The following is a 22517-nucleotide window of genomic DNA, read 5'->3' as shown; positions in this document are numbered from 1 at the left end:
AGCGATTTCCCCCTTTTGTCATTAATCGATGATATTTTCAAGGCCGTAGACAAGCTGATCGATTTTCATCACTTGTTCAACAGCCAGTTTCACACCTGACATGAAAGATGCACGGTTATATGAATCATGACGGATTTTCAGCGTTTGTCCGTCTCCGCCGAACAGCACTTCCTGATGGGCAATCAATCCCGGCAAGCGGACGCTGTGCAGGCGGATTCCGCTTTGTTCTGCTCCTCTTGCTCCCGGCAAAATCTCTTTTTCGTCAGGGTGCCCCTGCTGTTTTGCTTCCCGGACGGCCGAGATCATTTCCGCTGTTTTCAACGCTGTGCCGCTCGGGGCGTCAAGCTTTTGATCATGATGCTGTTCAATGATTTCCACATCGGTAAAATAGTTGGCCGCCATCTGCGAAAATTTCATCATCAGGACGGCTCCCAGCGCAAAGTTTGGCGCAATGATTGCGCCGATTCCTTTTTCGTCTGTGAGCTGCATCAGTTCATCGAGATCGCTTTCTGAGAATCCCGTCGTCCCGACAACCGGACGGACTCCGTGCTCCAAGGCGATTTTCGTATGTAATTTACCGATTTCAGGCGTTGTCAAATCAATCAGCACGTCCGGAGCCGTTTCTGAAAAGCATTCGTGTATGTCCGTATAAATCACCGCATTTGAGCGGCACTGCATAACTTCAGACAGCTTCTTCCCGTTATATGTACGGTCAATCGCCCCGACGAGTTCAAAGTGAGCGGTATCCTCGACAAGCTTGACCGCTTCCGTCCCCATTCTTCCGCGGGGGCCGGCTATGGCAATTTTGATCGTTTCTTTTGGCATGTGAATCTCCTCTACTTTCCTTCTTCTTTTCTTGTCCAGCGGTCTTTGTCACGGGTGTTGAATTTCTCCATGACCATATCATGCGCTTCATCTAATGATATATGAAGTGAATTGGCTAAACAAACTAAAACAAATAAAACGTCGCCGATTTCCTCTTCGATCTTTTTTTCGGCTTCGGTTTTTTTCTTCGGCTTTTCCCCGTAATGATGATTGATTTCCCGCGCCAGTTCGCCGAGTTCCTCCGTCAGCCTGGCCATCATCGCAAGCGGGCTGAAATAGCCTTCTTTAAATTGGCCGATATATTCATCAACCTCGCGCTGTATATCTTTCACCGTTTTTTCCTGAGTCATTTGGCAAAACCTCCTGTCATCTCTTACATGTTAGCGAATTCAAACAAGTTTGACAAATGTTTGAGACGGGTTTGCTGTTTTAGATGGGATACACTATAATATTAACGCCAGCTTATGGAAGGAAAGGGGATTTTTATGTTCGGAGAGATCAGAATGAAAAATGTTTTGTTTATCTTGGCGGGCGCCGCTGTCTTTTCGTTTGGACTTGTTCATTTTAATATGCAAAACAATTTGTCGGAAGGCGGTTTTACCGGAATCACCCTGCTCCTGTATTTCTTGTTTAAGATCGATCCTTCCATTTCCAATCTGGTATTAAACATTCCGGTCTTTATCATCGGCTGGAGGCTGCTCGGAAGAACGGTTTTTGCGTATTCGATCATCGGAACCGTCAGCCTGTCCGTGTTTTTATGGATTTTCCAGCGCTTCCAGATCCATATGCCGCTGAAGCACGATCTTGCGCTTGCAGCGCTGTTTGCCGGCGTTTTTATCGGCACCGGGCTCGGAATCATTTTTAGATACGGAGGTACGACAGGCGGCGTTGATATCATCGTCCGACTCGTCAACAAATATTTCCATACACCCATGGGCAAAGTCATGTTTGTATTTGACGCCTGCGTCATTACGCTTTCGCTTATTTTTTATCTTTCCTATAAAGAAGCGATGTACACTCTCGTCGCCGTATTTGTTGCCTCAAAAGTGATTGACTTCATGCAGGAAGGCGGGTACGCTGCAAAAGGAGCGACCATCATTTCCGAAAAAAACGAGCAGATCCAGCAAAAAATAATCGAAGAAATGGAACGCGGAGTCACGGTTTTAAAAGGCCAGGGGTCCTATACGAAAGCCGAGCGCGATGTGTTATATTGCGTCGTCCCGAAAAATGAAGTGGTCCTTTTAAAAAATGTGATCACATCCGTCGACCCCCATGCATTTGTTGCGGTAAGCGATGTTCACGATGTATTGGGTGAGGGATTTACGCTTGACGAAAACAAAAATCCCATTTCCCGCTGAACCATCAAACAAAAAGAAGCCTGCGGGCTGCAGAGCTTCTATTTCGGCCAATCCTTTTCCCTTTTTTTGCGCCTGTCCCCTTCGGCTTTATACTTCCTGAAACCGACGTATGTCAGCGTAGAAAGGATGATGCTTCCAGTTGTCAGGATGACCCACAACAAGGAGGGATCTGCGTCATCTTCCTCCACTTGATTAAATACGTCTTCCAAATCTTTTTCCAGCGCATTCAGCCTTTCGAGCTTGCTGCTTTCCGTCATTTGCTGAAAATCGCCGTGCTCGACGACATCGATATGGTTTGAGACGCTTTTAAGTTGTTTTGGCGGGACATCAATCGTTAAGCTTGGATAAATCGTATCATACAATGATAAGAAATGATTCCATTTTTCCTGAAACGTCATGCCGTCTTCCTTTTGAATACCGGCTTTCAGCGCTTGAAACGAATCCATGATCGGCTTTTTCAGCGAACTCCAAAGCGGGTCATGGTCGGACTCCAACGCATCCATCAGCATCCTGAACTGAGCCGCTGCTTTAAGCTTGTCTGTTTGCTCCGTCTCTTTGTCTTCAAGGCTTTTCAGCACATCATGATATGCCAGCGTAACCTGGCGGACCTCTGTTGCGGTCATCACACCTTCCGCTTCGCTTTTCTCCGCAGCCTTCAGCCTGTCTTCAAAATATTGGAGAATCTGGACAGCCTCTTCATATTGCGTCTGCCTTGTTAATTGGAATACGGTATCGGACAGTTCGTTCAATTCCTGCAATGCTTTCGGATCACCGCCCGCTTTCAAACCGCAGGCAGGAAAAACGAGCGCAATCAGCATGCAAAGGATCACCTTTCGTATCATTTACGGTCCCTCCCACTCCTTCTATTACAGCGTATGAAGAGAGGGACAAGGTTAGACCAAGATTGTTATCCAAAGCCTACAGCTTGAAAGCTTTCTTAGACAGGACAAGATAATACGCCAATCCGATCGAAGCGATGCTCATCCAAAACGTAAAATAGCCGATTTGCGGCATGTATTGATCAAGCATTGAATAATTCGGCATCATCTTAAACAGGTAATCGATCACATCATTATGGAGCGTCCAAACCGCAGCCGCCGCCAAGTGCCAAGCTTTAAACCGGTAATACGGCGAATACAAAATGCCTTGCACAGCCATGGCAAAATGCGATGCAATCAGCATATACCCCGTCCAATGAAGGCTTCCCGTCGTTACAAGCACGAGTATATTCATGACGACCGCCCACAGCCCGTATTTAACGAGCGTAACGAGAGCAAGCGCTTCAAACAGGGACGCATTCCTTTTTAAAAGAAAGCCCAAAAGGACAAATAAAAAAAACAAGGTGGCTGTCGGGCTGTCGGGAACAAAGATCAGAAACTTTGCCGGAGTGTCCACCAGCTGGGGAAGGTACCAATAATATCCGTAGACAGTGCCGAGAAAGTTGACGGCCAATAGCAGGACGAGTACTGATCTTTGCCCGAGCATGTAAAGAATCCATTTCACTTCTATCAACTCACAGTCTTTTAAAATAAAAAGGGCTGCCGCTTGGGTCCTCCGCCTGGAACACATGGGCGTGTTCACGCTCTCGGAGTATAGACCCGCTGCAATTTGAAGAGGCTGCCGAATTTTTTCGACAGCCTCGAACGCTGACCTAACGTCAGCTTCAGCTCTATCATGAGTATATCTTTCCTTTTGAATCTTGACAACATTTACTTTGCAGTCGTTTCAGATATGAATTTGGACAGCTCTTTCAGCTGCTTATCATTACCCTTAAACACGCCGGCCGGCATTTGCCCCTTGCCTTCCTTGGCGATTTTCGCAATCTCTTCAGGAGATAAACCGTTGTCAACGAGAGACGGTCCGGCTGCCCCGCCCTGCATGTTATCGCCGTGGCAAGAAATACAGCCTTGTTCCTGGTAGACCTTGTAGCCCGCAGCGCTCTTGTCAATGTCAGCCTCTTCTTTGATTTTCCCTTGTTCTTCGGCAGCGGCCCAATCGTGTGTGACGACGGACTGCCATGTCAAGAAAACCGTGGCTGACAGCGCCAAAAGCATCAGCCCGACAGCAACGGGACGCTTAAACGGTCTTCTGTCAGGCCCCCTGTCGATAAACGGTGCCAGCAGAAGCGCCCCGAACGCAATCGCCGGTATGACGATTGCTCCGACCACCGTATACGGCCCGGCGGCATATTCGTATTTAAGCAATTGGTACAAAAATAGAAAGTACCAGTCCGGTAAAGGTATGTAACCGGTATCCGTCGGATCGGCCATCCGTTCAAGAGGAGGCTCATGAACGACGGTCAATACGAGAAAACCGATCAGAAAAACCGCTCCTACAAGCCACTCTTTAAGCAAAAAGTTCGGCCAGAACGCTTCCGTTTTCCCCGGAAATTCCGAATAATCTTTTGGAATATTCGGTTTTCTTTCCGCCGGTATTCTCGAATCTCCGACAAACTTCATTCCTTTTCCCCTTTTCATGCCATCCCCTCCTTCTTTCTTTTCATCACTCGTTTACAGCGGCCCGGAAATTCCTTGCTTGCGAATCATGATAAAGTGTGCAGCCATAAGCGCAAAGAGAGCGGCTGGCAGGAAAAAGACGTGTATGGCAAAAAATCGCGTCAACGTCTGGGCGCCGACGATATCCGGATGACCGGCGAGCAGCGTTTTGATTTCCGGCCCGATCAGCGGCGTCGCCTCCGCGATCTGCAGACCTACTTTTGTCGCAAACAGAGCCTTCATATCCCATGGCAGCAGGTAGCCTGTAAAACCTAAGCCGAGCATGACAAAGAAAATGAGCACGCCGACGATCCAGTTCAGCTCCCTGGGCTTTTTATACGCCCCCTGAAAGAAAACCCTCAGCGTATGAAGAAACATCATGACGATGACCAGGCTTGCCCCCCAGTGGTGCATTCCCCGTACAATTTGTCCGAAAGCTACTTCATTTTGCAAATAGTAAACCGATTCCCAGGCATTTTTTATGTCCGGGACATAATACATCGTTAAAAACATGCCGGAAAGCACCTGAATGACCGTTACAAAAAACGTCAATCCCCCAAAGCAATAGACGAATGCTGAAAAATGGTGCGCCGGATTGACGTGTTCAGGAACTTCGTGATCGGCAATATCTCTCCAGAGCGGTGTGATATCAAGCCTTTCATCCACCCAGTCATAAATTTTGTTTAGCATGATCACCCATCCTTCCTCGGCTTGGCTTTCCCTAAGTAAAGATAGCCGTTTTTAACCTCTTGCTCATATCGGTCTAAAGGAGCAAGCGGCGGAGTTCCGGGTACATTGGTACCATCCTTTTCATAAAGTCCGTAATGGCACGGACAAAAAAACTTGTTCGGATTTTTTGGATCGCTGTTCCAGTTGACCGTGCACCCCAAATGCTTACAAACCGGTGATAAAGCTATGATTTCTCCCCCATGTTTGAAAACCCACGCCGACCGCGATTCTTCAGATTCGTACCAGGCATCCACTTGTTTGATCTTGAAGTCGAAGCGCTGCGGTTCGTTTGTCAGCTCGTCAACGCTTACAACCTGAACCATGTCCTGATCCTCAGTCGGTCTTAAAACCGGATCGAGCGCGAAGCGAACCATAGGCATGAGCATTCCCGCCGCCATAAAACCGCCGACCCCGGTCAGCGTGTAGTTTAAAAATTGACGTCTGGATACCCGATGTCTGTTTTCGCTCATCTTCATATCCCCCCTCAAGTCCCCAGCTACAATATAACTGAAATAGAAAAATATTCAATGAAACTAGGACACCCTCATAATATATCAATCTTTTAGGAAGGTCAACATTCCCAAAATAACTAATCTGAGGAAATGTAAGTGTTTTTATCAAGAGTTCCAATATTGTAACAAAATGTTCAATATTTGCTCAATTTGGTCATCAAGAACCTTTTGTTTCAGCGAGTCTTTCATATGTTCAAGGGGCACAGCCGGAATCCAGAGCAGCCTTTGCTCATCGCTGAGCGCATGCTTCCAGCGCTCGTCAGCCGTCAGAAAAATGGTGTGCCGAAAGTGCTTTTCGGCCATTTCTTTCAGATCGCCAAGATCCCGTGCCGATTTTTCATCAGCCTGCAAATATGTATAAGGCGGAAACAGATAGATGCGGCCCTTCAGCTGCCTCTCAAGCTCCTCAGCGAGCATCGATGTAAATTCCCCTTTTGAGACGGCTGATTTAAACTGCTCCCCTAGATCGACCGAAATCAGCGGAATGACCGCGGTATCGATGTACTCCTTGGCGTTCAGATAAACATCTGCATCATGTGCATTCCATTTCACTCGGGATATCCTCCTTTTATGACAGCGCTTCCCTCGCTAAACAAGCCTTGCGTTGGCAAGGCTTGTTAGCGGCGGGGCTATTGCAGCTGGCTCAGTTGTTTTGCTAATTTTTCGAAGCTCTCTTTATCTTGGCGGTCAAGCGCTTCGTCTATTTCCCGCAGCAGTTTTTGTCTCTGAAAAGTCGAAATGGAGTGCTCCAAAATCTGCTCGGCGACTATTTTATCTTTTTCATTTTCGTATAGGTCTTTCGGAATATGAGGGTTGGCCTCCAGTACGGCCGCGTATTCCGGCGAATTATAGGCTGAGCGGAAATTCAGCTGGATGAACAGATCCTGCTGCTTATTCAGCCGGATATCGTGAAACGATTTCTCTGCATCTGTCGTCATGACGTTTTCTTTATAAAAACGAAAAGGCACTTCTTCGACGCAGTGGGTGGACATGATAATGCCTCTCGGGCAAAATTCGGCCTGCTCGACAAAATGTACTTTCTCCATTAACGAGTCATGGCTCATTAAATAATTCAGAATCCATACACACTCTCTTCGTTTGAGCTGATAGTGGTTTAAAAACCAGCGGATAAAATCTTTTTTTTCATTGACAGAAACAGGGGTCTGCATGTTATTCCCTCCTCTATCGCATCTTGTGTACTACTTTATTAATTCCACACAAACCGATCATATCCTGCTTATTCAAAGGAATTTTCATCTTCGATTCTGAAAATCATCTCATGGACTTCCTCATTTGCGGGATCGAGTGCAACGATTTTTTTCAAAAGCGGCAATGCTTCCTTCCGCTTTCCTTCTTCAAGCAAAAATACCGCGTACTCATACAGAAAATCTCCATCTTCCCGATAATTCGAAAATGCGGCTTCGAATTCCCGGCCCGCCTTTTCGTATTCTTCGATTCCAGCGTACGCCGATGCAAGAAACCAGGTGAATTTTGGGTCATCTTCACCATATTTGCGAACGTCTTCTACGAGATCAATGATACTCTCAAAGTCTTCTTCTTCAAGATAAAGGGCAAGAAGGGTGTGAACGGCTTCGATATATCCAGGGTCAAGGGCGAGCGCTTCCTGAAGCAGGTCTTTCGCATCAGCCGGCCTTTTCGTTTTTAACGCTGCTTTTGCTGCAGAAAGATACAGCTCTTTGTTGAACTCATCTACGCGGATTCCTTCTTTCGCTGTTTCAAACGCCTCTTCATAAAGCCCTTCTTCTTCATAGCTGTTGGCCAAAGGCTTGTAGAGCGAGGAATAGGCCGGATCCAGCTCTTTAAGCTCTGTCAATTGTTTGATCGCAGTTTTAGGGTACCCCGCTTTTAAAGCGGTAAAACCGTAACCAAACAATGTATTCGGTTCCGGATTCTCCCGGACGGCTTTTTCATACCATTCCAGCGCTTCTTCAAATTCTCCTGACGAGCTTAATGACTCAGCGAGCCTCTGGTAAACGCCGACTCCTCCGATAACCGCCTTTTCACCGGCTGCTTTTTTGTATTGCGCAACCGCTTTTTTGTAGGCTCCCTGAGCGAAATACAGCTCTCCCAAAGCAAAATCGATCACCGGCTCATCAGGCAGGATGGATTTCGCTTTCAACAGCTTCTGTTCGCTGACTTCAAACAGCCCCTGCATCTGATACAGGTCAGCCATCAAAAGCAGGCTTTCCGCGTATGCCTGATCTGTTTCAGGAATCGTCTCCAGTACACGGAGCGCTTCCTCTTCCTGATCGGTTTCGATGAGGAGCTCGGCATAAAAACAGGTCAGCTCAGATTCTTCCGGGTACAGTTCGTGCAAATCGCTGACGATGGCAATGGCCTTGTCGACGATTCCCCATTCGTAATACAGCTGGGCAATAGTCGCTTTGTCTTCGTCGTGAAGGGCAGGCGTGATTTCGGCAAGTTTTTTCAATCCGCTTTCCGTTTGGCCTGCTTCAACTAATTTTATGGCTTCTTGGATCGAAGTATTCAAATCTAAACGTCCCTTTCTTTCGTCAAATCATCACCGGCGTTTTGCTCCGGCAAAACTGCTTGAGTTAGTTATTATCATAATTCACCCGGGCAGCTTCGGCAAATATGTTGCTCTTCTTTATCCCGTTCCCGGAAATATTCTTTAAGACAAGCTATGCAGCAAGCCTTCGTTTTATGTTCGCGGCCTTTTTTGAAAGGCGAAAAAGCCTGAAGCACAGAAGGCTTCAAGCTTTTTTGGCCAGCTTTTCAATATGTTCAAAAAACGTCGGATATGAGACGCTTACGGCTTCCGGACGGGCAATATCGATCGGATTTTCGCAGATGCACGCGGCAATCCCGAGCATCATCCCGATGCGGTGGTCGCCGTGGCTGGATACTTGCGCACCTCCGGTCAAAGGCGTTTTTCCGTAAATCTTCATCCCGTCTTCCGTCGGCTCGATACGCGCACCGAGTTTATTTAGTTCCGATGCCACGGTATCGATGCGGTTCGTTTCCTTCACTTTGAGCTCTGCGGCATCTTTTATCACCGTCGTGCCTTCAGCCTGTGTCGCGAGAAGGGCGATGATCGGAATTTCATCGATGAGGCGCGGAATCAGATCCCCCGAAATTTCGGTCGCCTTCAAGGATGCGGCCTTGATTTTCAAGTCGCCGTACGGCTCTCCGCTTCCGGTGTCCTTTGCTTCGATTTCAAGATCTGCGCCCATTTTTTCAAGAACATCGATGATTCCCGTCCTGGTCGGATTTAAACCGACATTTTTCAGAACGATTTCGCTGTCCGGCACAAGGGAGCCGGCTGCAAGGAAAAATGCGGCTGAAGAAATATCCCCGGGGACAAATACATCCGTTCCTTTTAACGTCTGTCCCCCGGCAATCGAAACGGATGTATCGCTTTCCTCAAGCTTCACGCCAAACATTGAGAGCATCCGTTCCGTATGGTCCCTCGATTTATGGGGCTCTGTCACGGTCGTTGTCCCGTCGGCCTGAAGACCGGCAAGGAGAACGGCCGACTTGATTTGCGCGCTGGCAACAGGCGATTGGAAATCGATCGCGGCAAGGTTTCCGCCGCGGACAGATAGCGGCGTATACTCTCCACCGGCACGGCCGTCAATTTTCGCCCCCATTTGCCGAAGCGGATCGGTTACGCGCTTCATCGGCCGTTTGGCAATGCTGTCGTCCCCCGCTACTGTGCTGTGGAACGGCCGTCCCGCCAAAATGCCGAGCATCAGCCTGATCGTCGTTCCGGAATTTCCGACATCGAGGAGTTCGCCCGGCTCAGACAGCCGATCTAAGCCTTTGCCGTATACCGTAACATCGCTGTTGTTCCGTTCGATTTCAACGCCCATTTTTTTGAAGCAGTCGATCGTGCTTAAGCAGTCTGCCCCCGGCAGAAAGTTTTGGATAACCGTTTTTCCTTCCGCAATGGCGCCGAACATGACCGATCTGTGGGAGATCGATTTGTCGCCCGGAATATGGAGCTCTCCTTTTAATGAACTGACTTTTCCTCTTTTCATGCTTCCACCTCAATCAGCGTAAAATGTCTCATATTTCGCGCGGGTTTGAATGCATTTTTCAGCGCGTTTGCGATCTTGGTCAGATTGAAAACTGATTCTGAGAACACCGTTTATCTCTTCCCGCGTTTCGATAATCCGGATGTTCGTGATGCTGATTTGCTCGTCGGCGAGAATCGCCGTAATTTCAGAGATGACCCCCGGATGGTCAGGGACATCGACATAAAGATCGTAAAAAGAAGGAATCGCGCCTTTCTGCCGTAAAGGAAGGCCATCGCGGTATTCCTTTGCCTGCCGAAAAAATTCAAACAGCCCGTCTGCATCTTCATTTTCAACAAAAGTCCGGATCCTGTCCAGCTCAAGTTTCCATTCGTCAAACCGTTCTAAAATTTTATCTTTATTGTGCAAAAGAATATCCCGCCACATCGCCGGACTGCTTGAAGCAATCCTCGTTATATCGCGGAATCCTCCAGCGGCAAATCGCTTGACGAGCGGATACTGGTCCTCAAATTTAACCGTCTGGTGCACGAGGCTGGCTGCCACGATGTGGGGAAAATGGCTGATCACGCTTGTGACGGCATCATGCTCCTCGGGAGACATTTCCACAAACTTTGCATTCGTCCCTTTCAGAAGTTCTTTCAAAGAGCAGACCGATTCTTTTTTAGCGGAACGGGCCGGGGTCAAAATATAGAATGCATTTTCGAATAATAGCTCTTTGGCGGCTGCCACGCCTGATTTGTGAGAGCCTGCCATCGGATGTCCGCCGATAAATTCATACTCTTTCGGCAGCACGTTTTCCGCGTGGGCGACAACCTTTTGTTTTGTGCTGCCCACGTCGGTTATTAACAGTTTTTTCTTCATGCCGGATGCGGCCAGCTCGTCAAGCATATGAAGCGTCTGCTCTACAGGAGCCGCCAAAAAGACCGTCGACGCTTTTTGAATGCCTTCCGAAAACGAAGCAGCAGGCTCGTCAATCACGCCGAGCTTCTGTGCAGCATTCACCTGCTCTCTGGACACATCAAACCCGATGATTCGTTTTCCGGGATGCTCTTTTTTGATGGCGAGCGCAATGGAACCGCCGATCAAGCCTAATCCGGCCAATAATATCGTTTCATTCGGTTGAGTCATCTTTATCACCTGGTTCAATAGACTAAAGAGGTGATGCAGCATCACCCCTTACAATATACCGGCCAATGTTTTCAAAAACCCTTCGTTCTGCTCTTTTGTGCCGACGGAGACTCTTAAATGCCCCGGAAAACCGAGCGCATTTCCCGATCTCGTGATATAGCCCTTTTCGAGCAATGCCTGAAACAGTTCGTCTGCATCCCGTTTCAGATCGATCAGCACAAAGTTGGTCTGGGAAGGATAATAATCGAGCCCGTGCTCATTACAGAAATCGTAGTACTGCTTAAGCCCTTCTCTGTTTTTTCTGACGCATTCTTCGATAAACGCCTGATCGCCAAGCGCGGCAAGTGCGGCAGCCTGGCCGAGCCGGTTCGTGTTAAACGGCTGTCTCGCCGGCTCGATGGAGCGTACCAGCTCTTCTGAAGCGATACCGTAGCCGACCCTTAAGGCGGCCAGGCCGTACGCTTTTGAAAACGTTCTGAGGATCATCAGGTTCGGGAAGCGCGTCAAAAGCGGGATCGTTTCAGGATAGTCTTCCGCGGTTACATATTCATAGTAAGCTTCATCGACAACGACGAGGGCGTGCTCAGGAACCTTCTCAAGAAAACCGATCAGTTTCTGCTCCGGTTCGTATGTTCCTGTCGGGTTATTCGGACTGCAAACCCAGACGATTTTCGTCTTGTCATCGATCGCCTCAAGCATGGCATCGAGATCATGGCAGCCGTCTTCAAGCAGGTCCACCTCCCGCACTTGGGCACCTTCGATAACGGCATTGTGCTTGTATTGGGAAAACGTCGGGTTCGCCATCACCGTGTTTGTGCCGGCGTCCAACAAAGAACGGGAAAGGATTTGAATGACTTCATCCGTGCCGTTTCCTAAGATGATGTTTGTCTCGCTTACGCCAAGGTGCCCTGCAAGCTTTGTCCGCAAGGCCGCACTGTAGCCGTCGGGATAAAGGGCCATTTGCTGAACCTCAGTCTGGAGAGCATCTTTGGCCGCTTCTGAACAGCCGAACGGATTTTCGTTTGAAGCAAGCTTTACGACTTGATCGAGATTGTATTCCTTTTTGACCTCTTCAATCGGCTTGCCTGGCTGATAAGGTTTTAACTGTTTTAACTGTTCTTTGATTTGCAAAATTCTGTCACCTCATTTAACCATGTACGATACGCTGAATGTTTTAGCGTATTCTTCAAATGTTTGCAAGGCTTGCTCTCTTGTCTCCGGACTTATGAGATCGTCTTTCAGCTCCTCGATCTTTCTGACAAGAGCGCTTCCTACGACAACGCCGTCCGCCAGTTCATTCATCAGCTCCACTTGTTCGGAGCCGGAAATCCCGAAGCCGACAGCAACAGGAACGGAACTCATCCCTTTTACAGACCGGACAAATGAAGAAACAGAATCATCGAATCCATCGCGAACACCCGTAACGCCGAGCGAAGATACGCAATACACAAACCCTTCCGCCTGCTGTGTAATTTTTTGGATCCGGCTTTCGCTTGTCGGTGCAACAAGAGAAATATACGTGATTCCCTGCTTTTTGCATTGCTGCTGCAAATACACGCTTTCTTCAAAAGGAAGATCCGGAACGAGAAGTCCGTCAATTTCATTTTGTCGCAGTAAAGCGAAAAAGTGATCTGTATCTAATTGTAACACAGGATTGTAATACGTAAAGAGAATTATCGGGATATCCACGCCGTTTTTTTTCATTTTTCCGCCAAGCCTGATCGCTTCAACGATGTTCATGTTATTGTCTAGCGCCCGTTTTGAGGCCCTCTGAATCACGGGGCCGTCAGCCAGCGGATCAGAGTACGGTACGCCGAGTTCAAGAGCCGAGGCGCCCGCCGCCTGAAGGGATTTTGCCAGTTCGACCGTTACCTCCGGCAGCGGGTCGCCCGCTGTAATAAATGGGACAAACAGCTTATCGGACTTTTTCAGATTGAACATCTTCATTCACCTCTTCTTCCATCACCTTCATCAAGGTATGGACATCTTTGTCTCCCCTGCCTGAAAGGCATACCAGAATGCTTTCCTCTTGTTTCATGTGTTTTGCAATGTCAAACGCTTTCGCCAACGCATGGGCCGATTCAATCGCAGGTAAAATCCCTTCTGTCTCCGCAAGACGTTTTAAAGCCGCTACGGCTTCACCGTCTGTCACCGATTCGTACCGGACGCGGCCGATCTGGTGGAGATGGGCGTGTTCAGGCCCGACTCCGGGATAATCGAGACCGGCGGAAATGGAATACGGCTCGATGATCTGCCCGTACTCATCTTGCAGCAAATACGTCAAAGAACCGTGGATGACGCCTTTCGTTCCTTTTGTGATGGTTGCCGCGTGAAGCGGGGTTTCGGTGCCTTTTCCCGCAGCCTCAACGCCGATCAGCTCAACGGGTTCTTCGATGAATGAACTGAACATCCCGATCGCATTGCTGCCCCCTCCGACACAGGCAATGACCTTGTCCGGAAGCTTTTGTTCGGCTTCGTAAAACTGCGCTTTCGCCTCATCGCCGATGATTCGCTGAAACTCCCGGACGATATAAGGGTATGGATGCGGTCCGACAACCGACCCGATCATGTAGAAATGATCCCGGCAGTACTGAACCCAGTATCGGATCGCCTCGTTTGTCGCGTCTTTCAATGTTCCGTTTCCGCTGGAGACCGGCACGACTTCAGCCCCTAAAAGCTTCATCCGAAAAACGTTCAACGACTGCCTTGCAACATCTTCCTCACCCATAAAAACAATGCATGACATGCCGAACTTTGCAGCGACGGTCGCCGCAGCGACACCGTGCTGGCCTGCGCCTGTTTCGGCGATGAGCTTTGTTTTGCCCATTTTCGCAGCAAGCAGCGCCTGACCGAGAGCGTTGTTGATTTTATGTGCGCCTGTATGGTTTAAATCTTCACGCTTTAAATAAATTTTTGCTCCGCCCAACTGCTTTGTCAGCTGATCGGCTAACGTGAGGGCGGTCGGTCGTCCTGAATATTCAACTAACAGTTTTTTATATTCCTCTTGAAATGCAGGGTCATTCTTTAGACCCAGAAACGCTTTTTCGATTTCCTCCAACGGCTGCATCAATGTCTCCGGGACGAATTTCCCTCCAAAGTCGCCAAATCTGCCTTGTTCATTCGGATATGAATACATGATTGAACATCCTTTCTTCTAGAAGGTTGATCAGCTTCTCGCTTTTTTGACCTTTTTCTTCGATTCCGCTTGCCAGATCGATTCCCGGAGGCTTCTGATCCAAAAGCGCTCCTATGCTGTCCGGATTGACGCCTCCCGCGATAAACAACCGCTTTCCATCTTTGGCCGCAGCTTCAATGTACATCGGCACGCTTTCCCATGAAAACGAAATGCCTGTTCCTCCCCTCATCCCTTTTACAGAAGAGTCGATCACAAACCCGTCTGCATACGGGATGAATGCTTTCAGTTTTTCAACGGTTCCGCTTCCGTGGTGAAACGCCTTCCAAACCTCACAGTCCGTCATCGTTTTCAGCCGTATGATGTCTTCTATCGTTTCGTCGCCGTGAAGCTGGATTACGTCTAAAGGTACGTCTCCGGCAATCTCAATGATGCGGCCGGTATCTTCGTTGACAAAAACGCCGACAAGCTTTTTCGCCAAAGGTCCGATCTGCCTGCACCAGCTTTTCACATCAGAAGGGTCAACCGCCCGCCTGCTTTCGGCGAAAATAAATCCGAGGTAGTCCGCTTTTGAGCCGGCCGTCGCCTTCAAATCTTCGAAAGAATGAATCCCGCAATATTTCAAGCTTGGTTTATTCATCACCCGTTTCTCCAAACAGCGCATGAATGGCTTTTTGCTGCGACGCTTCCCTCATTAACGATTCCCCGACGAGGACGGCCCGTGCTCCGCACTTTTTCACAAAACACAAGTCTTCTTTTTTGCCGATCCCGCTCTCGCTGACAAGAACGGTGCCGTCAGGAATCATTCGTGCAATCCGCTCCGTCTGGCTGACGGAAGTTTCAAAGGTTTTCAGATTTCTATTGTTCACACCGATAATCTCCGGCGTAAAAATGTTCAAGATCCCTTCCAGCGTTTTTTCTTCATGAACCTCAACGAGTGCATCCATGCCTTTTTCGGCGGCTTCTGTATACAGTTCGTAAAGCTTTTGCGGCTCGAGCGCCTCGCCGATCAAAAGGATCGCATCCGCTCCGATGCGGTTCGATTCTTCGACCTGTAAGGAGTCGATGATGAAATCCTTCCGCAGCACGGGAATCGATACTTCGCGTTTGATCGATGACAAATATTCATTTTTGCCTTGAAAAAACGGTTCATCTGTCAGGACGGACAAACAATCTGCGTTTGCCCGTTCGTACGCTTTTGCGATTTCTTCAGGCTGAAAATCGGCTTTTATCACCCCTTTTGACGGGGAGGCTTTTTTCACCTCGGCAATCAAAGCCACAAAGCGATTCGGCGACAGAAGGGCCTTCTTAAATGAGCGCTTCACGAGCTTTACATCTTCCGGCAGCACCATCTTCGACACGTATTCCCGCTTTTTTTCAATGATTCGATTCAGCATACATCTCTTCCTCTTTCTGTTTTAATCGTTTCAGCTGTTTGAGCGCTTTGCCGCTTTTAATCGTCTCCAGCGCGGCTGAAACGCCTTCTTTCAGCCCGCCGGCCTGACCCGCGACATACAATGCGGCGCCTGCATTCAAAGCGGCGATGTGAAGCGCGGATTCAGAACTGTTGTTTTGCAAAATGTCTAAGATGAGGCGGCCGCTTTCCTCAGGGGTACCCACCTGAATGTCGCTGAGCCTGCCAAGCGGCAGTCCGGCGTCAGCCGGCTCAACAGTATATTCAAACCGTTTTCCGCCTTTCAGTTCGATGACGTCTGTCGGTGATGTGATCGACAGCTCGTCGAGTCCGTCGCGGCTTGACACAAATAAAACATGCTCCGGTTCAAAGGCTTCCAATGCTCCAGCCATCAGCCTCGCCTTTTCGATGGAGTATACGCCGATCACCTGGCGTTTGGCTTTCATCGGATTGCTGAGCGGACCGAGCAGATTAAATACGGTTCGAAACGCGAGGTCTTTTCTAACGCCCGCAACATGCTTCATTGAAGAATGATAGGCCGGCGCGTATAAAAAGCCCATATTCCGACGTTCAATGCTCCGTTTTGTTTCCTCAGGCGTCGTCTGGATCGATATCCCGAGATATTCGAGAACGTCTGCACTTCCGCTTTTGGAGGACACCGAGCGGTTGCCATGCTTGGCGATTTTGGCACCGGCCGATGAAGCGATGATGGCGGCCGCCGTCGAAATATTGAACGTGGAAACGCCGTCTCCCCCCGTACCGCACGTATCGACGACATCTTCCGGGCCGTCTATTGCCAAAGCCTTCTCCCGCATCGCTCTGACAAAGCCGGTCACCTCATCAACCGTTTCTCCCCGGTAAGCAAGAACGGAGAGAAACCCGCCGATTTCAGCAGCGCTCATGGAGCCGGTCATCATCAAATGCATGATTTCGTTCGCCTCGGCTTCGCTCAGCGTCTCCCCGTTAACGCATGATTTCAGCAGTGCGTTCATGACCGTCCTCCTCCTTTTCACAAAACACGTCTTCAGCGATTTGGATCGTTTTCAGCAGCGCCCCCGCTTTATTGCACGTCTCTTCCCATTCCATTTCAGGCGCGGAGTCGGCCACGATTCCGGCGCCGGCTTGAATCGATGCAACGCCGTCCTTGACGCTCATCGTCCGGATCGTAATGCAGGAATCGATATTCCCGTCAAACCCGATGTAAGCGATGCAGCCCCCGTACGTTTCCCGCGGTTCAGGCTCAATCTCATTCAAAAGCTGCATCGCCCTGATTTTGGGAGCCCCCGTCAAAGTGCCGGCCGGAAAGGCGCTCATCAAAGCATCGACCGGGTGAACGCCTGCTTTTAAAGTGCCGGTCACGACTGAAATAATATGCATCACGTGTGAAAACGACACGATCTTTGTAAACTCCGGCACGTTTACGGACCCGTATTCGGCCACCCTGCCGATGTCGTTTCTCGCCAAATCGACAAGCATATAGTGCTCCGCCTTTTCCTTTTCGTCAGCCAGAAGCTCTTTTTCGAGTCGTTCATCTTCAGCCTTGTCAATTCCCCTTTTTCTCGTCCCGGCAATCGGATGAATTTCAAGGTGTCCGTTCTGCACATGGATCAGACGTTCCGGCGAGCTTCCGACAAGCTCGCGGTCAGGCAGCTTAATATAGTACATGTAAGGCGATGGATTGATCAGCCTCAGCACCCTGTATAATTCAAAGGAACCGACTTTCACAGGTATATCAAACCTTTGGGAAAGAACTCCCTGAAAGATATCACCCGCTTTAATGTATTCTTTCAGGCGTTCAACATCGCGCATGAATTGCTGCTTCTCGTACGTTGACCGGACATGGTCAAAGCTTGGTGCGCCGTGCCGTTCCTGCGGGAGAAAAAGCTCCTTCGCCGCTTTACGGTCCTTCAGCCTGCGTATTAGCTCTTTCAAATCTTCTTTGGCGGCATGATAGGCTTCCGCTTTTTCGTTCTCCGATTCTCCGCCGTTCAGCGTGACGTAATGAATAAAGTGGAGTTTTTTGAGTTCGTGGTCGTAGGCGATCATCGTCCGGCAGACGAACAGCTGGCATTTGGCCATGTCCGTTACCCGTTGATGTCCGGCGATGGCCGGCTCAATAAGCGGCATTACATCATAGCTTAAATATCCAACGGCTCCCCCTGAAAACGGAATATCAAGCTTCGGCGCCTTAATTGCGCATGTATCCGACATCCATACAAGCACTTCCTTCAGCTCTGGCGCCGTATAAAGCTTCTTCATTTCGCTATCCGCAGCGTGGAACCTGCCGTTTTCCTCTTTGATGGTCAAAAACGGATCGAGTCCGATGAAGGAATATCTGGACCATGAGGATGATTCGTCCTCGCTTTCGAGCAAATAGACAATGTCGTCTTTCAGCTTTTCAACCATTTGAATGGGCGTCAGCGTATCGACGGAAAAACTTTCGATAATAGGAATGGTTTTAAAACGCACAGCATCTTTCATGAAAGCGGAAAAATCGTTTTGAATACTCAAAGTTCTCACTCCTTTTCAAGAGGAGAATGAGGTAGGCACAGAGAGGCAAAAATATGTTGCGGAAAATAAACAAACCCAAAAGAACAAACGTCTTTTGGGTAGGATTTAAAAACGTATGGTCTCGGCTCATCTACACTCATTCTCAACTACCCTAATCTCAAACTAAGCTCTCATAGTAAAACCCATATACACACTCCTGTGTATTTCTAAGGTTTCTACAATTGTATTACAATTCAGTCTTTTTTGTCAATGATAAATCAGGCCTCAACGAGACGGCATTTTCCAAATATATGTGGCGGACTTCATCTTGCCGCTTTTCGGTCTGCACGGTCATCATGATCCTGATGCATTTCTTAAGGCCGTGTTCAACGTCCATTTCCTGCATGCACATAACCGGCACATGCTGCCAGCCGTCAAACGTTCTGACGACTTTTGCAGGAAAAGCGGCATGAATATCTGAAGTGGCGGATATGAGGATTTGGACCACCTGCTCGGGTTTGATATCGTTTTCTGTAATCATTTTCCCGATCAGCTGTGTCGTCTTCGCTGTAATATCCTTATCTGTGTCCTGTTCCACTGTAGTTGCTCCCCGAATACCGCGAATCATCATTCGTCTCCCTCCAATCTCCACATATTCAGCCATCGTTCGATCTCTTCTGCTTGAAAGGAGTGCAGGCGTACGCTGCCTATCCGGTCAAGCAGGACGAACTGGATGATTCCGCCGCGCGTTTTTTTATCGTTCATCATCCGGCTGATGAGCGCTTCTGTTGAAATGTCATGTTTCAACTGCCCGGGATAGCCCAGATTTTTCAGCCATCTCGCCATCCGCTTGCGGTCAATAGGGCAATTCAGAACGTTTTCGCTGACAAACAAGGCAAACTGCATCCCAAGCGCAACAGCGTCGCCATGGGTGATCTCTCCATAGCCGTACTCGGCTTCAACGGCATGGCCCAGCGTGTGCCCAAAGTTTAAAAACGCTCTGATCCCCTGCTCCCGTTCGTCGTTTGAGACGATTGCCGCTTTAATCGAAATGCCTTTATACACCATGTCATTCAGCTGTTCATTTGTGATCTCTTCTATCGAGTTGATGTCGAGAAGATCGTTTAAAAACGCTTCATCATGGATAAAGGCGTGTTTAATGACTTCTGCGAGCCCTGACCTCATTTCCTTTTCAGGCAGGGTCCGAAGGCATTCCGTATCGTAAATGACCGCTTTAGGCTGATGAAAAGAGCCGATTAAATTTTTGCCGAGCGGGTGGTTGATCGCGACCTTTCCGCCGACTGCGCTGTCGTGGGAAAGCAGAGTCGTCGGAAACTGAACATAGTCGATGCCCCGCATAAAAGTCGATGCCACAAAACCCGCAAGATCGCCGACGACGCCTCCGCCAAGGGCGAGAATGCAGGAAGAACGGTCAAGATGAAACTCGATCGCTTCGGTCTGCAGCTTCATGAACATGTCAATCGACTTGGCTTGCTCTCCGCTCGGAACGGCAACCTTTTTGACGGGCCATTTGCTTTGGAGAAGGCGGAACAGCTCTTCTCCATACCGTTTATCAACTTCTTCGTCGGTAATCAGAAAAAGCTTTGTCATCGGAAGGTTTAAGGATGACAGAAGCTCATCCGCGTGTTTCCTGATGCCTCCTCCGATAAAAACCGGGTAAGACAGAGAAGCGGTTTCGATTTGCAATGTTTTCATTAAAACTCCCTCGCAAGCTTTCTCATCTTTTCAACGTTCTCAGCGATGCAGTCCATTTGGTCGACTCCAAATTGCTCGACGATTGCATTGGCGATTTCCCAGGCGACGACTGCTTCCGCCACGACGCTCGCAGCCGGAACGGCGCATGAGTCAGAACGTTCGATGCTGGCGCTGAACGGCTCTTTCGTTTCAATATCGACGCTTTTCAGCGGCTTGTATAACGTCGGAATCGGCTTCATGACGCCTCTGACGACAATCGGCATCCCCGTCGTCATTCCGCCTTCAAGACCGCCGAGGCGGTTCGTTGCGCGCGTATACCCTTTTTCTTCATCCCAAATGATTTCGTCATGGACTTCGCTTCCGTTCTTTCTGGCAGCTTCAAAGCCGATGCCGAATTCGACGCCTTTAAAAGCATTGATGCTCAAAACGGCAGCTGCCAGCTTGCTGTCAAGCTTGCGGTCGTAATGAACATAGCTGCCGACTCCGACCGGAACCCCTTCGACGATGACTTCGACGATTCCGCCGATGGAATCTCCGTTAGCTTTCGCTTCATCGATCGCGGCCATCATTTTTGTGCCTGCCTCATCGTCATAGCATCTGACAGGAGACTCCTCCGTCACTTTTTTCAAGTCTTCGATTGATTTGTAATTGGTCTTTTCAGCCTTTATTCCGCCAATTTCCAGAACGTGACCGGCCACTTGAATGCCAAGCTGCGACAAAATCTTTTTCGCGACGGCTCCGGCCGCCACCCGGACGGTCGTTTCCCTGGCAGAAGAACGCTCAAGCACATTGCGCATGTCCCTGTGGCCGTATTTAATCGCGCCGTTCAAATCGGCGTGACCCGGTCTCGGCCTTGAAATCTGACGCTTCATTTCGCTTTCTTCTTCCTCTGAAATCGGCTCTGAGCCCATGATTTTCGTCCAGTGGGTCCAGTCCTTGTTTTCCACAACAAGGGCGATCGGAGATCCAAGCGTACGGCCGTGCCTTACTCCGCTAGTAATGCGGGCCTGGTCTTTTTCGATTTGCATTCTGCGTCCGCGGCCGTGCCCTTTTTGCCGCCTTCCGAGTTCATTATTAATATCTTCTTTTGTGATATAAAGCCCTGCGGGCACCCCTTCAATAATCGTCGTAAGCTGCGGGCCGTGAGATTCTCCGGCTGTTAAATACCTCATGCTTTCGTTCTCCCTTCATCACATTAACGCTTTTAAGTAAAACTATAACATACCTTTTCGTAAAAAGTCAGCTAACTTTTTTGATAGAAGAACGTATCTGTCGATTGAAAGCCGTATTTCTCGGGATTAAAGATCTGCTCTGTGCTTCCAACGAACAAAACTCCTTTCTTCTTTAAGCTTTCGCTGAATTTGCGGTAGATTGTCTCCTTCGCCTCCTCTGTAAAATAGATCAGCACGTTCCGGCATACGATGATATCAAAATCTTTTTCATACGAATCGGCGAGTAGATTGTGTTTTTGAAAGCGGATGTTTTTCCGTATTTCGTCTTTTACGGTATAGCGGGTGCCGTTTTGAATAAAATATTGATCTTTCATCGCTTTTGGCACTTCCTGAAGCGACCTTTCCTGATAAATGCCTTCCTTTGCTTTTGCCAACACTTTATCATCGATATCTGTCGCGATAATTTCATAGTTTGCCAGATGTTTTTGGCGGCTTAAGATCATTGACAGCGTATAGGGCTCTTCCCCGGTTGAACAGGCCGCGCTCCAGACCTTCAGCGTTTTGGCCGGCTTGAGCAGAGGGAGAATCGTTTTCTCGAGTACGTCCCACCTTTGATAGTTTCTGTAAAATTCAGAAACATTGATCGTCATTCTGTCTAGCGTTTCTTGAAGAAGCGCATCATTTTTTTCCAGTTCGTTCGCAAACTCGCGAAAATCGCCAAAGCCCTTTTTTTCGTAAAGAGACGTCAGCCTTCTTTTCATTTGTGCCTCTTTGTACAAAGCTAAATCCACACCAGTTATTTTTTTCCATTTGTCAACGAAGAAGTTGTAGTTGTCCATTTTTCTCTCCTAATCGATTCATGCTGATATGTGTAACATTATAGCTTGTTTTCGTGGCAATTTGTATCGTTTAAACGAAAAAACGCCCGCTGCCTCATAGGGGAAAAGGGCGTTTTTCATTTAAAAAAATCAGCCTTTCAGCTGATTTTTTAATAGATCCATTGATTGATTAACTTTTCTTCTTCAATAAGTTCATTCTCTTTAAAAAATAAGCCGATTTCACGCACTGCACTTTCAGGAGAATCTGAACCGTGAATGATGTTTTTGCCGACGCTCATGCCGTAGTCCCCGCGGATTGTGCCAGGCAGCGCTTCTTTGGGGTTCGTTTTGCCGATCAGCTGCCTGCTGATCGCAATTGCGTCTTCCCCTTTCCATACCATTGCAAAGACAGGGCCTGACGTAATAAAATCGACAAGTTCGCCAAAAAACCGTTTTTCTTTATGCTCTTTATAATGCTCGCCGGCCGTCTCTTCTGAGACTTTCATCAGTTTGGCTCCGATCAATTGTAAGCCCTTTCGTTCAAATCTAGACAAAATGTCGCCGATCAGTTGGCGCTGAACGCCATCGGGTTTAACCATCACAAAGGTTTTTTCCATAATCGATTCTCCACCCCACTGTTATGTATAGGCTTTCAATACTACAACGGAAATATAACATTTTTCAAAAAATTAATCAATAAAGGGCGGA

The 22517-nt window shown here is 48.5% G+C and carries 25 protein-coding genes; 1 reads left to right on the top strand and 24 read right to left on the bottom strand.

Annotation, left to right across the window (positions count from 1 at the left end; all coding sequences use genetic code 11):
* Positions 1–21 precede the first annotated feature (21 nt).
* Positions 22–825 carry a 4-hydroxy-tetrahydrodipicolinate reductase gene (gene dapB, locus NSQ39_RS07875; protein ID WP_175077204.1) on the bottom strand — a complete coding sequence of 268 codons (804 nt, stop codon included), beginning with the start codon at positions 823–825 and terminating at the stop codon, positions 22–24.
* An 11-nt stretch (positions 826–836) separates the two neighbouring features.
* Positions 837–1175, bottom strand: coding sequence for a nucleotide pyrophosphohydrolase (locus NSQ39_RS07870; protein ID WP_048352940.1), 339 nt, complete (start codon positions 1173–1175; stop codon positions 837–839).
* A 135-nt stretch (positions 1176–1310) separates the two neighbouring features.
* Between NSQ39_RS07870 and NSQ39_RS07865 the strand changes: the two genes are divergently transcribed.
* Positions 1311–2183, top strand: coding sequence for a YitT family protein (locus NSQ39_RS07865; RefSeq protein WP_046129896.1), 873 nt, complete (start codon positions 1311–1313; stop codon positions 2181–2183).
* A 38-nt stretch (positions 2184–2221) separates the two neighbouring features.
* On the opposite strand, the gene ypjB is transcribed toward NSQ39_RS07865, so the two are convergent.
* From ypjB to ndk, 22 genes are all read right to left on the bottom strand, one after another.
* Positions 2222–3025 (bottom strand): sporulation protein YpjB, encoded by an 804-nt coding sequence (gene ypjB / locus NSQ39_RS07860; protein WP_175077203.1) that lies wholly within the window; start codon positions 3023–3025, stop codon positions 2222–2224.
* Positions 3026–3101: 76 nt separating this feature from the next.
* Entirely contained in the window at positions 3102–3686 is a 585-nt protein-coding gene (locus tag NSQ39_RS07855) for a DUF1405 domain-containing protein (protein ID WP_175077202.1), read from the bottom strand.
* A 206-nt stretch (positions 3687–3892) separates the two neighbouring features.
* A complete protein-coding gene (locus NSQ39_RS07850) occupies positions 3893–4660 on the bottom strand; it encodes a menaquinol-cytochrome c reductase cytochrome b/c subunit (protein WP_046129894.1) in 768 nt (255 codons plus the stop codon).
* Positions 4661–4693: 33 nt separating this feature from the next.
* Positions 4694–5368 (bottom strand): menaquinol-cytochrome c reductase cytochrome b subunit, encoded by a 675-nt coding sequence (gene qcrB, locus NSQ39_RS07845; RefSeq protein WP_046129893.1) that lies wholly within the window; start codon positions 5366–5368, stop codon positions 4694–4696.
* A 2-nt stretch (positions 5369–5370) separates the two neighbouring features.
* Positions 5371–5877, bottom strand: a complete 507-nt coding sequence (locus NSQ39_RS07840; protein ID WP_046129892.1) for a QcrA and Rieske domain-containing protein — start codon at positions 5875–5877, stop codon at positions 5371–5373.
* 147 nt (positions 5878–6024) lie between these two features.
* Positions 6025–6471, bottom strand: coding sequence for a YpiF family protein (locus tag NSQ39_RS07835; protein ID WP_175077201.1), 447 nt, complete (start codon positions 6469–6471; stop codon positions 6025–6027).
* 77 nt (positions 6472–6548) lie between these two features.
* Positions 6549–7088 (bottom strand): ReoY family proteolytic degradation factor, encoded by a 540-nt coding sequence (locus NSQ39_RS07830; RefSeq protein WP_046129890.1) that lies wholly within the window; start codon positions 7086–7088, stop codon positions 6549–6551.
* 68 nt (positions 7089–7156) lie between these two features.
* Complete coding sequence (locus NSQ39_RS07825; protein WP_046129889.1) at positions 7157–8431, bottom strand: tetratricopeptide repeat protein; 1275 nt, start codon at positions 8429–8431, stop codon at positions 7157–7159.
* A gap of 223 nt (positions 8432–8654) precedes the next feature.
* Positions 8655–9941, bottom strand: a complete 1287-nt coding sequence (aroA, locus tag NSQ39_RS07820) for a 3-phosphoshikimate 1-carboxyvinyltransferase (protein ID WP_175077200.1) — start codon at positions 9939–9941, stop codon at positions 8655–8657.
* Between the two features lie 9 nt (positions 9942–9950).
* Complete coding sequence (locus NSQ39_RS07815) at positions 9951–11066, bottom strand: prephenate dehydrogenase (RefSeq protein ID WP_046129887.1); 1116 nt, start codon at positions 11064–11066, stop codon at positions 9951–9953.
* Positions 11067–11114: 48 nt separating this feature from the next.
* Positions 11115–12197 (bottom strand): histidinol-phosphate transaminase, encoded by a 1083-nt coding sequence (hisC, locus tag NSQ39_RS07810; protein ID WP_175077199.1) that lies wholly within the window; start codon positions 12195–12197, stop codon positions 11115–11117.
* 12 nt (positions 12198–12209) lie between these two features.
* Positions 12210–13007 carry a tryptophan synthase subunit alpha gene (trpA, locus tag NSQ39_RS07805; protein WP_216898556.1) on the bottom strand — a complete coding sequence of 266 codons (798 nt, stop codon included), beginning with the start codon at positions 13005–13007 and terminating at the stop codon, positions 12210–12212.
* Positions 12982–14202, bottom strand: coding sequence for a tryptophan synthase subunit beta (trpB, locus tag NSQ39_RS07800; RefSeq protein WP_216898554.1), 1221 nt, complete (start codon positions 14200–14202; stop codon positions 12982–12984). Before trpB ends, trpA begins: the two co-directional genes overlap by 26 nt.
* Positions 14183–14839 carry a phosphoribosylanthranilate isomerase gene (locus tag NSQ39_RS07795; protein WP_175077196.1) on the bottom strand — a complete coding sequence of 219 codons (657 nt, stop codon included), beginning with the start codon at positions 14837–14839 and terminating at the stop codon, positions 14183–14185. Before NSQ39_RS07795 ends, trpB begins: the two co-directional genes overlap by 20 nt.
* Entirely contained in the window at positions 14832–15596 is a 765-nt protein-coding gene (gene trpC, locus NSQ39_RS07790) for an indole-3-glycerol phosphate synthase TrpC (protein ID WP_175077195.1), read from the bottom strand. The genes NSQ39_RS07795 and trpC overlap by 8 nt, the downstream gene beginning before the upstream one ends.
* Positions 15577–16605 carry an anthranilate phosphoribosyltransferase gene (gene trpD / locus NSQ39_RS07785; RefSeq protein ID WP_175077194.1) on the bottom strand — a complete coding sequence of 343 codons (1029 nt, stop codon included), beginning with the start codon at positions 16603–16605 and terminating at the stop codon, positions 15577–15579. The genes trpC and trpD overlap by 20 nt, the downstream gene beginning before the upstream one ends.
* The gene (gene trpE / locus NSQ39_RS07780; RefSeq protein WP_175077193.1) at positions 16577–18124 is read right to left on the bottom strand and encodes an anthranilate synthase component I; all 1548 of its coding nucleotides are present in this window, start codon (positions 18122–18124) and stop codon (positions 16577–16579) included. Before trpE ends, trpD begins: the two co-directional genes overlap by 29 nt.
* Before the next feature lie 226 nt (positions 18125–18350).
* A complete protein-coding gene (gene aroH / locus NSQ39_RS07775) occupies positions 18351–18734 on the bottom strand; it encodes a chorismate mutase (RefSeq protein ID WP_046129879.1) in 384 nt (127 codons plus the stop codon).
* Complete coding sequence (gene aroB, locus NSQ39_RS07770) at positions 18731–19819, bottom strand: 3-dehydroquinate synthase (RefSeq protein ID WP_046129878.1); 1089 nt, start codon at positions 19817–19819, stop codon at positions 18731–18733. The genes aroH and aroB overlap by 4 nt, the downstream gene beginning before the upstream one ends.
* Complete coding sequence (gene aroC / locus NSQ39_RS07765; RefSeq protein ID WP_175077192.1) at positions 19819–20991, bottom strand: chorismate synthase; 1173 nt, start codon at positions 20989–20991, stop codon at positions 19819–19821. Before aroC ends, aroB begins: the two co-directional genes overlap by 1 nt.
* 71 nt (positions 20992–21062) lie before the next feature.
* The gene (locus NSQ39_RS07760) at positions 21063–21830 is read right to left on the bottom strand and encodes a CheR family methyltransferase (RefSeq protein WP_175077191.1); all 768 of its coding nucleotides are present in this window, start codon (positions 21828–21830) and stop codon (positions 21063–21065) included.
* A gap of 149 nt (positions 21831–21979) precedes the next feature.
* The gene (ndk, locus tag NSQ39_RS07755) at positions 21980–22429 is read right to left on the bottom strand and encodes a nucleoside-diphosphate kinase (protein ID WP_175077222.1); all 450 of its coding nucleotides are present in this window, start codon (positions 22427–22429) and stop codon (positions 21980–21982) included.
* Positions 22430–22517 lie beyond the last annotated feature (88 nt).

The sequence above is a fragment of the Bacillus sp. FSL W8-0848 genome, assembly GCF_038007805.1.
Classification (GTDB): Bacteria; Bacillota; Bacilli; order Bacillales; family Bacillaceae; genus Bacillus; species Bacillus glycinifermentans.
Note: the sequence above shows the minus strand (reverse complement) of the source record. Positions and strands in the feature narration are given on the sequence as shown.